Here is a 12,673-nt window from a genome sequence, read left to right on the forward strand (position 1 = left end):
CTCGCGCTTGGTCTCTGACGATTCACTTTTACCCCCTCACTGCGTGTATGTGCCAGTTGGGGGTGCGGAATGTGGGCCGTAACACGATCGCAGGTACGATCGCCTATAATCGGAACTAGCCCCTCATCAATTGAGCAACCGCCATGAGCCAAGACAAGGAAGAAATTAGCTATTCAGAGAAAACAGAACGTCTCAGAGTTATCGGTCAGTTTATCAAAACTGTGACACCGATGATTTGGACGATCGTAATTTTAGTAGTCATCATTCCCCTATGCGGTAACTTTCTAATTTCCCAGTCACTAACAAATACCGGAACCACAGCAGTTGTCGTCTCGCCGCCACACGATTTTAGCAAAGTTAACCAAGACATTAAAAACGCTATCCAACAATCCCATACAACAGCCGAAACTTTCGCCTCCAAAGAATTGGACAAATGGGAAGCCGAAGTAATTGCACGAGTAGACAATAGCTTCCTCGATTGGTACTTCGATTACTTCAATCAAAAAAAGATGGAGTTTACCGTACCTTTTAATTTCGTGAAATCTGCCGTACTCAACAGATTTGATATGACAGCAGCATCTCGTGCTGTTTCCGAAAAATTAACCGAAGACTTTCAAAGAGAATTTGCTAACCGCGTGCTGGTTCCCAAAAACGCTCAACTGCGATTTCAATTAATCACTCAAGATACTGCTAATTTGTACATAGCCGAAGTCAGTAAGAATGTGAAAGTAGTTCAAAACAATTATAATATACCGCAAGTACAGTGGGACAAATATCTGAACGATATTGCCACCACAATTAGCGACAAAGGAAACGTCTCTAATTTATCATTAAAAGTATTAGTTGGCGGCAGCGGCTACTTAGTTGCTAAACCCTTAATTTTGGGAGTAGCAGCTAAAGTTGGCAGCAAAGTTACGGCTAAAGTTGCCAGCAAAGCCGCCGCCAAGGTAGCCACAAAAACAGGCGGTACAGTTGCTAGTCAGTTGGGAGTAAGTTTAATAGACCCGATTGTCGGCATCGGGATTATCATCTGGGACTTGTGGGATTACAATCACACAGTCAAAGTAGAAAGACCGATTTTGCGGGAACACATTGTAGAATACTTGAAAGATGTCAAAAAGTCTCTGCTCACAAATCCTGAAAGTGGAATCATGGCAGCAATTTATCAGTTAGAAAGCGGTCTTCTCAAGTCGCTTTAATCATTTAGCGTTGCTTAATAACAGGTATGAATTGAAGAGTTCGGAATTGCCATAAGCCAAGTCGGGTGAGTTTTGTAATTTCCGAAAAAGTTGGTTCATACCGTTAATCAGCAACCTAAAAAAAGATAAGATAAAGGAACAACTAGAAGAGTTCCAAGATTTTATGGCATATAAAAATATCATAAAGAAGAAAGCGCAAGCTGTTTAACTCAGGTCTAAAGGATTTAGTTATCAATAAAAATAAAAAAATTAGACATTTTAACAACAAGTATTCTTACCAAAAGTTACAGAAAACACTTAGCCGGTAATCGCGGAATTAAATTTACAATATCACGGCTAAAAAGCTCTCCGCCAACCCTCAACTTCCTATCTCAACCCGAAGCCAAAATATATCATAACTAGAAAGATATTTGAGGTAGAATTATGATGTAATATTTAAATCCTAGTCAAGTTCCTATCGAATCTTGAAAGCTGTTAATTAACCTCGCATAAAGCCCAGGTCTAAAAATAGAGAAAACAGCGATAAGTTATTCACACAAATCGCTATTTTTTCCAAAAAATGTTATTAAAGCAGAAGCCAGAAATAGCAGTAGGATAACTGGTACTGTATCGCTTAGATGAGTGTCAGTCCGTCACTCAAATACTCCAAAGGAAACGATCGAGTCGGCAGTTGCGATCGCCCCCAGAGACTAAAATCAAGTAAAATTGCAAGTAATTGGTCGATCGACCCCCGTTGCTAGACTGTATTTGGATTCAAGGTTTGCTATACTCCAGAAATAGACACATATTAACCTTTGGAAAATCAATAGGCCGGAGCTATGACATCCTATGCAACCTCTACAGCAAGAGCCGAGATGAGTGAGATCCGGCGCTTGAAAAACATACTGCCCCCAGAACTCCAAAGTTGGGTAACAGTAGAAAAAACAATAGAAGTTAATCCTACCCTGATCCGCAGCGAAGAAATAGGCAAAGACCAGGTAGAAATCCAAATAGACCTGATCCGCTGGGAACAGCTAGCAATGGATCAGCGCAACCTCCTGTTTTGGCACGAAGTTGCCAGAATCCAAAACGACACCATCCCCAGAGACGGTTGGGAAATGGCAGCCCTCGCCATTGGCATGGGCGGTGCCGTCGGCGAACTTTGGGTGCAAGACGGCTTGCTGCTGATACTGGCCCTCTCCCTCTGCGGCGTCTCCGGCTGGAGACTTTACCAAAAAAATAACGGAGAGAAAAGTTTAAAAGAAGCAGTAGACGCCGACGAAAAAGCCCTCGCCCTCGCCACTCGCTTCGGCTACACACTCCCAAACGCCTACAAAAGCCTCGGCAGCGCCTTAAAAACCTTAATCGAGCAAACCTCCAAAAAACAGCAGCGGGCTAAATACGAAGCTCGTCTCCAGGCCCTGAAACGCAACGCAGCCAAAGCCAAAGCCAAAGTCAAACCCATCACCCGCGAAACCTCCCAGTCAGAAAACGTCTACAATTCCTAATCTTATCCCCCGACGCTTGGTACGGGGGTTTTCCAGTTAACAGTTAACTTTTGACTTTCCTATTAAGTGTTAGCTGTTAACTGCGGTCGCTATCCCCTGCAAGACAGGCACGAAAATTATTAACGACCAGATTAATCGGCCTGAATCCACAAAAATCTTGATTCCGATGTCAAAGTTTGGCAGCGATTGCGTTCAAAAATCTTTGAGCCAAAACTTTGACTGGTAGACTCAAGTCTATCTTTGGCTGTGATATCACGCGCGGCGGGCGAGCTTTCAGGTGTTTTTGTAAAGTTTGTATAAAGCTAGCCTAAGGTGGAGCTGCTAGGACAGAATAGGCTAAAGACATCAGCTTGAAATTTGAAACTAGGACTTCATGGTCAGTCAAACCCCAGAGGCAGATTTTCGGGTTACGTACTTGGACGAGATTCCCTCAGTTCACATACCCGTGCGCTTGAGCGTACTTGAAGCCGTAAACTTCAAGACAACCTGCCAGCAACTTTTCTCTGGAAGCACCGTTCCCAGCAAGATTGTCCTAGACTTCAGTCAGACGACATTCATCGACAGTAGCGGGATCGGTGCTTTAGTTAGCAATCTGAAATTTGCCAAACAGCGGGATAGCGACTTAGTGCTCCGCAGCCTTAAGCCGCAGGTAATGGCAGTATTTGCTCTCACCAGTCTAGATCAAGTGCTGACGATCGAGCAGCCCTCTGCAACCTCAACTCCCACAGAGACCAACCCCTCGGACAATCAGCTACCGATGACCCACCCCTCAGTGCAATCGTGGGTGAAGCGGCTGATAGACATCGTTGGGGCAATAGTCGGCTTGGTGATTACAGGAATTTTGCTTGTACCCATAGCTGCTGCTATCACGATCGACAATCCAGGCCCGATATTTTTTGCTCAAACCCGCTGTGGGTGGATGGGCAGACAATTTCGGATTTGGAAATTTCGCTCAATGTGTACCAACGCCGAAGCAATGAAAGCCCAAATCAAAAACCAGGCTTCTGGCGCATTTTTCAAAAATGACAACGACCCGCGGATTACCAAAGTCGGGCGCATCTTGCGCAAAACCAGCCTCGACGAACTGCCACAGTTTTGGAACGTGCTCAAAGGCGAAATGAGTCTAGTCGGCACTAGACCGCCTACCCCAGACGAAGTTGAGCGCTACGAAGTCCCTCAGTGGCAGCGTTTGGATGTCAAACCCGGGATGACAGGGGAATGGCAAGTCAACGGTCGCTCTCAAGTCCGCGATTTTGAAGATGTCATCCGTTTAGATTTAAAATACCAACAAAACTGGAGCCTGATGTATGACTTGAAACTAATTGTTAAAACCGTAACAGTCCTGTTTAACAAAAATAGCGGCGCTGTGTAGGAACGGTCAACAACCCACCGCTAAACTTTTAGGTGCTCTTGCCGACGGCGGCAGGAACTCGAACTCGATACTTACTCAAACAGGCGATCGGTAGCGATACCTACGCTAGTATTAAGTGTTAAAATTCACACGCCCAGAAAATGCGTAGCTAGTTGCCAGCTCTGCAATCAGAGCATTAATTAGCAATTTGCGAGTTCGAGGTCGTACTCGAATGATCCCAGCATGGTTTTTGAGGACGACCCTAACTCAGGTGGGTTTAAAAAAGTACCGACTGCTAAGGCGGTCGAAGCTCAAACCAATCCTCGCAAGCTGACTCTGGAATTTTTCCTATTTATACGCCCTACCGAGGCGGTTTACAGTATCGGAAGTCTCTCATTTCCTGTGCGAGTAAATGGTGCGAAAGGAATGCTCACCTTGAGGCAAAACGGGCTTCTTCAACTCAAGCTTGACTTAACTAATATGTTGCCAAGACCTTGCCCTCCTTTTCCTCTCCCACCTGCGCTGAGTACAGCGGGGGTGGGAACCGACCAGGGGGAAGAAAGATGAAAGACAAGCAACCAAAGGCCGAGTCGCACCTTCAGGTTGAAACAGACCTGAAGGCTTTAACATCCGTTTTGGAATGGTTGGAGAATATCGTTTTGCCGCTGCTGCCAGCGGATTTCTGGTGGCAGTGTCGGCTGATAATCAACGAAGGCTTTACAAACGCTGTCCGCCACGCTCACCAGAACTTGCCCCCCGCGACGCCGATCGACATTGAGGTAAAAGTGTTTGCCGATTACTTAGAAATTAGGATTTGGGACAGGGGTCAACCGTTCAACCTCGAAGCAAAGCTGCACTCGATCATGCAAGAGCAGCGCGATCCCTTGGACAGAGAAGGAGAAAGGGGACTGGTGTTCATGTACAAGCTCACAGACGACCTTCGGTATATCCGTACCGACGATCGCCGCAACTGCCTGGTAATGCGCAAAAACCTTACCTGATGGCGCGAGACCCGCCCGAGCCAGGGCGGTTTGTTTCGCTCCTGTAGAAGGTCACAGCGCCGCCCCCTGTTGTGCTACCAGGAACCCAAGCACATCCTGTGCAATTCTGCGCGTGCAGGATCGAGGCACGCGGCGGCAGGACAATTTGCTTCAAACTAAATATTATGCGTATTCTAATTTATTCCTATAACTACTATCCAGAGCCGATCGGCATTGCCCCCCTGATGACAGAACTAGCGCAAGGCCTAGTCAAGCGCGGCCACCAAGTACGAGTCGTCACAGGAATGCCCAACTATCCCCAGCGCCGGATTTATCCGCAATATCAGGGCAAATTTTACCTCACCGAAGAACACAACGGCGTGACAATTCAGCGCAGCTACCTGCGCGTCAACGGCCCCCACCCCAGCCTCCTAGACCGACTTTTGCTAGACGGCAGTTTTGTCGTCTCCAGCGCCGTCCAAGCCTTCAGAGGCTGGCGTCCCGACGTGATTTTCTCGACCATGCCCCCTTTACCGATTTGCGTCCCAGTCGCCTTTTACGGCTGGATTCGCGCTTGCCCGATCGTCCTCAACGTTCAGGATATCGTCTCAGAAGCAGCCGTGCGCGTCGGCTTGGTCAAAAAAAACGGACTGCTAGTTCGTATTGCTGACGCTTTGGAAAAGTTGGCATACTGCACAGCCAGCCAAGTCAGCGTCATCGACAGCGGTTTTGTCAAAAAATTGCATTCTCAGGGAGTACCCCCGGAAAAAATAGTTTGCGTTCCCAATTGGGTTGATGTCAATTTCATTCGCCCCTTACCCAAAGAAAATAACTCATTTCGAGAAACTCACAAACTCAAGGGCAAATTTGTCGTTCTCTATGCTGGCAATATTGCCCTCACTCAAGGCTTGCAAACAGTAGTCCAAGCAGCGGCTCGTTTGAAACACATAACCGAAATCGCTTTTGTAATTGTGGGGGAATCAACAGCACTGGCGCGATTGCAAAAAGATTGCGAAACTTACAAAGCTAATAATGTAATGCTGCTGCCATTTGAACCGCGAGAAAAATTGCCGGAATTGTTAGCTGCTGCTGATGTTAGTTTAGTAGTACAAAAGCGCCGCGTTACTAACTTCAATATGCCTTCAAAAATTCAAGTAATTCTCGCCAGCGGCCGGGCAATTTTGGCTTCGGTTCCTGAAACTGGTACGGCCCAGAAAGCAGTGCAGCAAAGTGGTGGCGGGGTGGTGGTAGCGCCGGAAGATCCGCAGGCTTTGGCTGATGCGGTTGAGGATTTGTACTTGCACCCTGCTAAGGTGGATGCGTTGGGCGAGCAAGGCAGAAATTATGCTGTAGAAAATTACGGATTTGAGGAAGCTTTGAATCATTATGAAGCTTTATTTGCGGCGGTAGCAGCGAGTCATGGTGACAAAATATTGGAGCCTTTGCCGAAATAATAAGATAACCGCTTGAAACCATGCCTAGTTAGAGTGTCACAAGATGTTCCTAGCAGTACAGAAATAACGCTCGTTAAGATAAACAAAAAAAATGAAATACTCAGGAGCGATTGATTTAATTCCCCAATATACCAGAACCGAAACTGTCCCCGCAGCCATCCAGACAGCCATTACTGCCCCGATTAAAAGTAAAATAGCGATAACTGAAAAAGATTTTTGACTACCAGCAACAGCCATTTTGATTAAGCTTTTTAGCGGAAATCCCCTTTTTAACAAAAGGGCAATCAAAATTACCATCGAAGCCCGAATTGGGAGCATCTCAATGAAAGCAGCCAAGCTAGAAATTGGAGTTTTGAGGCAGGAGGCAGGAGGCAGGAGGCAGGAGGAAAGAGGAAGAAGAAAGGAGCAAGAAGAAGTGTTTTTACAAATATGAGATGCTCCCCCCGAATTGGAGCAACTATAAAATAACCTTTTATGGCAATGACTAAAAGTAGAATAAATGAGATAATTACAAAAAATAGCAAATCAACTATTGATGGGCTTTCATGTATTCTCGCAGTAAGGTGTTGATCTGGGTTTGATAACCACGACCTTGAGATTTAAACCACTCCAAAACATCACTGTCAATGCGTAAGGTAACTTGAGCTTTAGTCTTAGGGTTGGGCAAGCCTCGCTGAACTACGGCTTTAGCAAACATTTCAGGCGTAATTTCAGGGCAATCAGAGAAATCAATATCTTCATCAGTCATGGCATCTAGACGTTCCCAGTCAGTTTGAGATTTGCTCGAAGTAGATTCGTTGTTCATATTTAGTTGCTTTTCTAGCAGAAATAATGCGGGTACATTCCTCTCGTTCTGTATGGACGATAGCGACTACTCGCCCTTGCAACAAACCAAAAGTCACAAACCTTTGCTCCCCATAACTGAATCGTTCGTCCTCAACTGTTACGATTTCTCCATCAAAAACTAATGGAACGTCGATAAAGTCAATTCCATGTTTGCTAAGGTTGGTAAGACGTTTAGTCTCATCCCACTCAAATTCCATACCTTGATTGTCACTAGATATTGTAACTACAATTTGTCGTTACAGCCACTTACTTTAACATATCTTTGGATTGTTCAGGTAGAGCCGATCGCCCCCTTCGCCCCCTTCACCCCCTTCACCCCTCCCCATCCCACAAGCCACCACACCCCTGTGTGCCCGACACAGCAGCCGATCGAAACAAAACGCTAAAATAGGAGATCCTACAATTTAGGAGTTAATATTTGACACTTGTACCCGCGCGCGAAAACGTCCTAGCTTGGCTCTCTGAGCGCGTTCCTGCTGCCCGTATCACACATATCCTCGGAGTCGAACAGGTAGCAGGTGATTTGGCTCGCCATTACGGCCTCGACGAAGCAAAAGCCCGATCGGCCGGCTTGTTGCACGATTTGGCAAAATACTTCAAACCTCAACTGCTGCTGCAAATGGCCCAGAAGGAAGGTTTAGAGTTAGACTCAGTGTTGGAAGCACACCCGCATTTGCTGCACGCAGACGCGAGCGCGATCGTCGCTAGAGACGAATTCGGAGTGGTCGATCGAGAAATTTTGGAGGCAATCGCCAATCACACCCTCGGCAGACCAAACATGAGCCAGCTTAGTTGTACCGTATTTGTAGCAGACACAATAGAGTCGAGCCGCGGCAACACAGCCGCACTAAAAGCACTGCGCGAGGCAAGCTTGCAAAATCTTTATGCAGCCGTGTGGCAAACTAGCGATTATTCTCTTAAATATTTGCTAGAAACTCGCTGCTACATCCACCCCCGCACCGTACTTACGCGGAATTGGGCGCTGCTGATGGCCCGCGAATCGCCGGAAACAGGAAATTCGACGGAGAAGTCGATCGAACAAATCACAAGTTAAAAGTAAAATTTACCAGCAATCCTGTCCTTACTTTTGGCTTCAACCTAACTCCTCTTTCCCGTCTGAAACTGCCAAAAACCATCGCTTGTAGCGCACCCATTCTTCCTTACCGTATCAATTAGGAACTTAAACACTTAATGTCAGATCTAACCCAACTCGAATACTCCAGGGCCCAGTCTACAGCAACGGACGGCACCTCCGCAGACGAAGCTCGCGGCCTGATCGTGACCGTTGCCCAAGCAGCCGAAGACCGCAAAGCAGTAGATATTGTATTGCTCCGGGTGGCAGAAGTATGCTATTTGGCAGACTACTTTGCGATCGTCACCGGATTTTCCAACGTGCAGGTACGAGCCATCTCCCAAGCGATAGCAGACCAAGTGGAAGAAGAGTGGCAACGCTTGCCACTGCGTACACAAGGGCTATCAGACGCCAGTTGGGTAGTCATGGACTACGGCGACGCGATCGTTCACATCTTGAAGCCTCAAGAGCGGGAGTTCTACAATTTAGAAGCGTTCTGGGGACACGCCGAACGCATAGACTTTTCCCCCGCGCCGTGAGGATGGCTAATGTGAAAAACGTTTCTGCTTCTATTTGTCCCGTTCCGCAAGAACAGCGACCGATCAATGAATACCAAGAACTTAAAGAATCCTGGTTTTTTAGCTGGGTAACACTCAATTGGCCGGGATACCTGGCAAAACTAGCTTGGGTGTGGGCTTGGAGTTGCTTGGTGTCGGTGCCGATAGCTGCTTCTAGCTTTGCTCCAAGCAAGTATCCAGCTCAGTTTGTCCTCAGCGGTGCCGCAGGTGCCAGTTTTATTCTAGGATTAGCTTTGCTGCGACTCTACTTGGGTTGGTTCTACGTGCGATCGCGCCTTTCAAATCCCACGGTCGTCTACGAAGAGTCTGGCTGGTACGATTGTCAATCTTGGCCTAAAACTCCCGAAGTTTTGCTTCAAGATCAGTTGATTGTCAACTACCAACTAGAACCAATTCTCAGGCGTCTGCGGCAGACATTTTATGGTTTGACAGTATTGCTGGTTGCCGGGGGACTAATTTGGAGTTGTTTGTAATCGGAAATGCAAGGAAGTTTTGAGTTTTGAGATAGCCGCGCACAGCCAACAACACACACGGGGTGCATGAGTCAGAAACGATCGCACAAAGATTAACTTTACAACTCGTAACTGCCAGCTCGCAACTCATAACTTCCTGAACCCCAATCTAAAATCTAAAATCTAAAATCTAAAATTGATATGACAAGGGGAAAACGAACCCAAGCTGCCGAATTGGAAGTCACACTGCTGCGCGAAGGTATTGTGGAATCGAGGCACCGCGCCCAAGCTGCTGTCTGTGACAACCGCGGCCGCGTTTTGTCGGTTGCTGGTAACTCGGAAACGGCCTCATTTGTCCGTTCTTCACTCAAGCCTTTTCAAGCTTTGGCGGTGACGGCGACTGGCACTTTAGAACGCTACGAATTGACCGATCGAGATTTAGCGATTATTTGCAGTTCCCATCAAGGTACGATCGAGCAATCGCGCCAGGTATTTAACGTCCTGTGGCGCTGCGACATTGACCCATCTAAACTTCAATGCCCGATTCCTGAAGGCAAAAAGAGCCCCCTGCAATACAACTGTTCCGGCAAACACGCGGGAATGCTGGCTGTCTGCCAGCAACTGCACTGGCCTCTGGAAACTTATTTGCGCCGGAAACATCCCGTCCAGCAGCTTATTTTGGGCAAAGTAGCTGACTTGCTGGCGATGCCTGCCGAAGAGTTTATCAGCGCTCGCGACGACTGCGGCGCTCCTACCTATCTGTTGCAGTTGGGGCAAATGGCGTCTTTGTACGCTAAGTTGGCCTCTGGCGACAATGTGGAGATGGAGCGGATTGTCCGCGCTATGACTCATCACCCAATGATGGTTGCCGGTGAGGGCAAATTTGACACGGAACTGATGCGCTTGACTCAAGGGGAATTGGTGAGCAAGTCCGGTGCCGAGGGGGTGCAGTGCATTGGCCGCGTTGGCGAAGGCATGGGCTTGGCAATTAAGGTGACGGATGGGGGAAAGCGCGCTCAATTTGCTGTGGCGATTCACTTGCTCAAGCAGTTGGGGTGGATTACTCCGACTATCGCCGAAACTCTTGCGGAGACTTATTTGACTCTCAGCGATTTTAAGCGCTTGGAGGTAGTCGGCGAAGTTTCGATGCTTTAGGGCGATCGAGACTCGCTCGCCGATTTGAGCAACCCCTCCCATAATCTAAAAAGTTTTTTTGATTTAGGGGTTGCAATTTTCAGAAAGATATGTTTATACTAGATGAATACAAAAAGCGACGCGGGATAGAGCAGCCTGGTAGCTCGTCGGGCTCATAACCCGAAGGTCAGTGGTTCAAATCCACTTCCCGCCACCAAATTAACTAAGACAAGCCCCAGCAGCCTAAAAGTTGCTGGGATTTGTTTTATACCCTCTGTTTGATGCCGTCTGCGATCGCCTCTTCGACAGATTGAAAGCAGTTTATTTTAAGCTGCAACAAACATGAGGACACAGCAGTGCTGTGTCCCTACCGTATATTTGTCTTTTTATATGGGTATAAAATAAGACCCACCCTCAACCTAAACACTTAACCCTATACTTTTCGACGAGCGTTTGTGCAAGCTTTATTTGTCAAAAATTTGCAATCCGAGATCCATATTTTTTAACTCTAAATTGGAAATTGCTAAATCGGCTGGGCTTCCATCCAATCAAAAATCAGGTTTAATTGTTCCAGGGTAACTAACCCGTACTGCCACAGAACCATAGGCAATTGGCTGCCATCTTGTTCACCGTGGCGGAGAGCCACGGCGATCGCCGAATTCGATATCGCCAACTCTCCTCGCAAATAATCGATCAGTTGAGCCTTTCCCATCACCTTCACCGCCAGTTTTATGCGCTATTGTAAAGATATGTAGCTAATCGGTCTGTATCGGAAGTTTAATAGTCCTAATTTTCTGTTGAAAATCGGCGATGTGGTGTGATGGACAACGCACAGAAATTGTGATAAAAATCATAAAAAAAGGCGATCGCAGTCACAGGTCTGAGAATCAAAAATTGGGTTTTGCGATCGCTCACTTGCTTCCAATGAATTCATTTAAACTTGCTAAAGTCCTAGCTGAAGTTGAACTCCCGCTTCTGTGCCACTGTCGGTTTGTTTTGGAGGTAAAGGATTTCTTTGACGCTGGGCGTCCGAAGGAGTAGTAATAAATTCCAACGGGCCATCGATTCTGAGGCGAAAAGTGTCGCCCAAGCTGCTTTCCCTTCTAGCAGAATTAGCCGCGGTTTCAGATTCACCAATCAAGTTTTGGTAGTCCGAGTCTACGGTTCTGTCCTCCACACTCCTGAGGGAGTCCCCAGATAAAGTCGTTTCCGAATTTTGGGGCGCTGGTTGCAGCCTTGGTTGGGCGAGAACCGCCGGGGTCAAACCGATAAAAATTGAACTCAGTCCAAGAGCAGTGCCAAGAGTAGCAATAACTGCGTTCATCATCCATGCCTCCGCTAGTTGCATCCTACTATGCTTATTGTACCGAGCCGGAATTAAGTTGCACTCTATCAAAAGTAGCTGCTTGTGGAGATATCAATTAAAGCTCCTGTGAAAACTTATAACTTTCGATCGCGCTATCGGAAAAAAAGAACTGACCCAGCAACCCGGTTGAAACCTCAGAATACCTCATTTCAGGAATGAGTCAACCAAAAACTCGATTTGTTTGATGGGGGCGCGTCAGGAGTGGAAAAATAGTTAGTAGTGGATGCACGGGCGGCTATTCACCAATTTGTTTTTTCACGACAATAGCTCGTTGCAGACCGCCAAAACGCTAAAAAAACCTGGTTTCAGATACCTGTTCAAAAAAAGAATGCAACAGCCGGTCAATTCTAAGCCCTTACAGAATAAGTCTTTCCCAATTCTTTAATTCTTGAATCTCAAATCTATAATAGTAGGAGCGTGTAGAGTGAGTCCAGGATTGATACTGCATTCATCTCGATCGCCAATGTTCCCAGAGCGGACGATCGCGCTAAGATGGCGGTGGCAGTCGTTAAAAACTCAGTTGCCAGCGGCAGATTCCGAGTTATTAACAGCACTTTGCCTGCTAAAACCATCTCAACTTCAAAACCTGCGCTCATCAAGTTGTACTTGACCAATAATTTCTTGATGGTACAAGCCTCCGGATTTATCCGTGGAATCAATCGAAAGCATCCAAAATCCTTGCATCCTCAAGCCCCCGGATTTATCCGTGGTGTCAATCTCAAATCTCAAATCTCAAATCTCAAATCGAATGACC

16 protein-coding genes and 1 tRNA gene are annotated in these 12,673 nt (G+C 46.8%); 11 read left to right on the plus strand and 6 right to left on the minus strand.

What is annotated here, in order from left to right:
• The first annotated feature begins 143 nt into the window (after nucleotides 1-143).
• The 6 genes from QUA99_RS25320 to QUA99_RS25345 all read left to right on the plus strand — a co-directional run bounded on the left by QUA99_RS25320 (nucleotide 144) and on the right by QUA99_RS25345 (nucleotide 6,471).
• Nucleotides 144-1,199 (plus strand): hypothetical protein, encoded by a 1,056-nt coding sequence (locus QUA99_RS25320; protein WP_333241811.1) that lies wholly within the window; start codon nucleotides 144-146, stop codon nucleotides 1,197-1,199.
• A gap of 818 nt (nucleotides 1,200-2,017) precedes the next feature.
• On the plus strand, nucleotides 2,018-2,686 hold the full coding sequence (locus QUA99_RS25325) for a DUF3318 domain-containing protein (protein ID WP_333241813.1): 669 nt from the start codon (nucleotides 2,018-2,020) through the stop codon (nucleotides 2,684-2,686).
• Between the two features lie 373 nt (nucleotides 2,687-3,059).
• Nucleotides 3,060-4,058, plus strand: a complete 999-nt coding sequence (locus QUA99_RS25330; RefSeq protein ID WP_333241815.1) for a sugar transferase — start codon at nucleotides 3,060-3,062, stop codon at nucleotides 4,056-4,058.
• Between the two features lie 222 nt (nucleotides 4,059-4,280).
• A complete protein-coding gene (locus QUA99_RS25335) occupies nucleotides 4,281-4,604 on the plus strand; it encodes a hypothetical protein (protein WP_333241816.1) in 324 nt (107 codons plus the stop codon).
• Nucleotides 4,601-5,038, plus strand: a complete 438-nt coding sequence (locus tag QUA99_RS25340) for an ATP-binding protein (protein WP_333241818.1) — start codon at nucleotides 4,601-4,603, stop codon at nucleotides 5,036-5,038. The genes QUA99_RS25335 and QUA99_RS25340 overlap by 4 nt, the downstream gene beginning before the upstream one ends.
• Before the next feature lie 164 nt (nucleotides 5,039-5,202).
• Nucleotides 5,203-6,471: a WcaI family glycosyltransferase gene (locus tag QUA99_RS25345; protein ID WP_333241819.1), complete on the plus strand. Its 1,269-nt coding sequence runs from the start codon at nucleotides 5,203-5,205 to the stop codon at nucleotides 6,469-6,471.
• Nucleotides 6,472-6,507: 36 nt separating this feature from the next.
• Here the strand turns inward: QUA99_RS25345 and QUA99_RS25350 are convergent, their stop codons facing one another.
• The 3 genes from QUA99_RS25350 to QUA99_RS25360 all read right to left on the minus strand — a co-directional run bounded on the left by QUA99_RS25350 (nucleotide 6,508) and on the right by QUA99_RS25360 (nucleotide 7,514).
• Nucleotides 6,508-6,768 (minus strand): hypothetical protein, encoded by a 261-nt coding sequence (locus QUA99_RS25350; RefSeq protein WP_333241821.1) that lies wholly within the window; start codon nucleotides 6,766-6,768, stop codon nucleotides 6,508-6,510.
• 232 nt (nucleotides 6,769-7,000) lie between these two features.
• Nucleotides 7,001-7,276 (minus strand): BrnA antitoxin family protein, encoded by a 276-nt coding sequence (locus QUA99_RS25355; RefSeq protein ID WP_333241823.1) that lies wholly within the window; start codon nucleotides 7,274-7,276, stop codon nucleotides 7,001-7,003.
• Nucleotides 7,239-7,514 carry a BrnT family toxin gene (locus QUA99_RS25360; RefSeq protein WP_265239648.1) on the minus strand — a complete coding sequence of 92 codons (276 nt, stop codon included), beginning with the start codon at nucleotides 7,512-7,514 and terminating at the stop codon, nucleotides 7,239-7,241. Before QUA99_RS25360 ends, QUA99_RS25355 begins: the two co-directional genes overlap by 38 nt.
• Nucleotides 7,515-7,735: 221 nt before the next feature.
• On the opposite strand from QUA99_RS25360, the gene yqeK reads away from it, so the two are divergent.
• The 5 genes from yqeK (at nucleotide 7,736) to QUA99_RS25385 (ending at nucleotide 10,770) form a co-directional block, all read left to right on the plus strand.
• On the plus strand, nucleotides 7,736-8,371 hold the full coding sequence (gene yqeK / locus QUA99_RS25365) for a bis(5'-nucleosyl)-tetraphosphatase (symmetrical) YqeK (protein ID WP_333241825.1): 636 nt from the start codon (nucleotides 7,736-7,738) through the stop codon (nucleotides 8,369-8,371).
• Between the two features lie 137 nt (nucleotides 8,372-8,508).
• The gene (rsfS, locus tag QUA99_RS25370; RefSeq protein ID WP_333241827.1) at nucleotides 8,509-8,928 is read left to right on the plus strand and encodes a ribosome silencing factor; all 420 of its coding nucleotides are present in this window, start codon (nucleotides 8,509-8,511) and stop codon (nucleotides 8,926-8,928) included.
• A 2-nt stretch (nucleotides 8,929-8,930) separates the two neighbouring features.
• Entirely contained in the window at nucleotides 8,931-9,440 is a 510-nt protein-coding gene (locus QUA99_RS25375; protein ID WP_333241829.1) for a CGLD27 family protein, read from the plus strand.
• Nucleotides 9,441-9,620: 180 nt separating this feature from the next.
• Nucleotides 9,621-10,574 carry an asparaginase gene (locus QUA99_RS25380; RefSeq protein WP_333241831.1) on the plus strand — a complete coding sequence of 318 codons (954 nt, stop codon included), beginning with the start codon at nucleotides 9,621-9,623 and terminating at the stop codon, nucleotides 10,572-10,574.
• Nucleotides 10,575-10,693: 119 nt separating this feature from the next.
• Nucleotides 10,694-10,770 (plus strand) — tRNA-Met (locus tag QUA99_RS25385).
• Between the two features lie 306 nt (nucleotides 10,771-11,076).
• Here QUA99_RS25385 and QUA99_RS25390 read toward each other — a convergent pair.
• The 3 genes from QUA99_RS25390 to QUA99_RS25400 all read right to left on the minus strand — a co-directional run bounded on the left by QUA99_RS25390 (nucleotide 11,077) and on the right by QUA99_RS25400 (nucleotide 12,515).
• On the minus strand, nucleotides 11,077-11,265 hold the full coding sequence (locus QUA99_RS25390) for a DUF2949 domain-containing protein (protein WP_333241833.1): 189 nt from the start codon (nucleotides 11,263-11,265) through the stop codon (nucleotides 11,077-11,079).
• 231 nt (nucleotides 11,266-11,496) lie between these two features.
• Nucleotides 11,497-11,880, minus strand: coding sequence for a hypothetical protein (locus tag QUA99_RS25395; protein ID WP_333241835.1), 384 nt, complete (start codon nucleotides 11,878-11,880; stop codon nucleotides 11,497-11,499).
• A 440-nt stretch (nucleotides 11,881-12,320) separates the two neighbouring features.
• Complete coding sequence (locus QUA99_RS25400) at nucleotides 12,321-12,515, minus strand: hypothetical protein (RefSeq protein ID WP_333442026.1); 195 nt, start codon at nucleotides 12,513-12,515, stop codon at nucleotides 12,321-12,323.
• Nucleotides 12,516-12,673 lie beyond the last annotated feature (158 nt).

The organism is Microcoleus sp. F10-B2, from assembly GCF_036704965.1.
GTDB lineage: Bacteria > Cyanobacteriota > Cyanobacteriia > Cyanobacteriales > Microcoleaceae > Microcoleus.

Excerpts from the sequence above, each read along its gene's own strand:
- QUA99_RS25320 (WP_333241811.1), top strand. The coding sequence starts at position 144 with ATGAGCCAAGACAAGGAAGAAATTAGCTATTCAGAGAAAACAGAACGT.
- QUA99_RS25325 (WP_333241813.1), top strand. The coding sequence starts at position 2,018 with ATGACATCCTATGCAACCTCTACAGCAAGAGCCGAGATGAGTGAGATC.
- QUA99_RS25330 (WP_333241815.1), top strand. The coding sequence starts at position 3,060 with ATGGTCAGTCAAACCCCAGAGGCAGATTTTCGGGTTACGTACTTGGAC.
- QUA99_RS25335 (WP_333241816.1), top strand. The coding sequence starts at position 4,281 with ATGGTTTTTGAGGACGACCCTAACTCAGGTGGGTTTAAAAAAGTACCG.
- QUA99_RS25340 (WP_333241818.1), top strand. The coding sequence starts at position 4,601 with ATGAAAGACAAGCAACCAAAGGCCGAGTCGCACCTTCAGGTTGAAACA.
- QUA99_RS25345 (WP_333241819.1), top strand. The coding sequence starts at position 5,203 with ATGCGTATTCTAATTTATTCCTATAACTACTATCCAGAGCCGATCGGC.
- QUA99_RS25350 (WP_333241821.1), bottom strand. The coding sequence starts at position 6,768 with ATGGTAATTTTGATTGCCCTTTTGTTAAAAAGGGGATTTCCGCTAAAA.
- QUA99_RS25355 (WP_333241823.1), bottom strand. The coding sequence starts at position 7,276 with ATGAACAACGAATCTACTTCGAGCAAATCTCAAACTGACTGGGAACGT.
- QUA99_RS25360 (WP_265239648.1), bottom strand. The coding sequence starts at position 7,514 with ATGGAATTTGAGTGGGATGAGACTAAACGTCTTACCAACCTTAGCAAA.
- rsfS (WP_333241827.1), top strand. The coding sequence starts at position 8,509 with ATGTCAGATCTAACCCAACTCGAATACTCCAGGGCCCAGTCTACAGCA.
- QUA99_RS25375 (WP_333241829.1), top strand. The coding sequence starts at position 8,931 with ATGGCTAATGTGAAAAACGTTTCTGCTTCTATTTGTCCCGTTCCGCAA.
- QUA99_RS25380 (WP_333241831.1), top strand. The coding sequence starts at position 9,621 with ATGACAAGGGGAAAACGAACCCAAGCTGCCGAATTGGAAGTCACACTG.
- QUA99_RS25390 (WP_333241833.1), bottom strand. The coding sequence starts at position 11,265 with ATGGGAAAGGCTCAACTGATCGATTATTTGCGAGGAGAGTTGGCGATA.
- QUA99_RS25395 (WP_333241835.1), bottom strand. The coding sequence starts at position 11,880 with ATGATGAACGCAGTTATTGCTACTCTTGGCACTGCTCTTGGACTGAGT.
- QUA99_RS25400 (WP_333442026.1), bottom strand. The coding sequence starts at position 12,515 with ATGAGCGCAGGTTTTGAAGTTGAGATGGTTTTAGCAGGCAAAGTGCTG.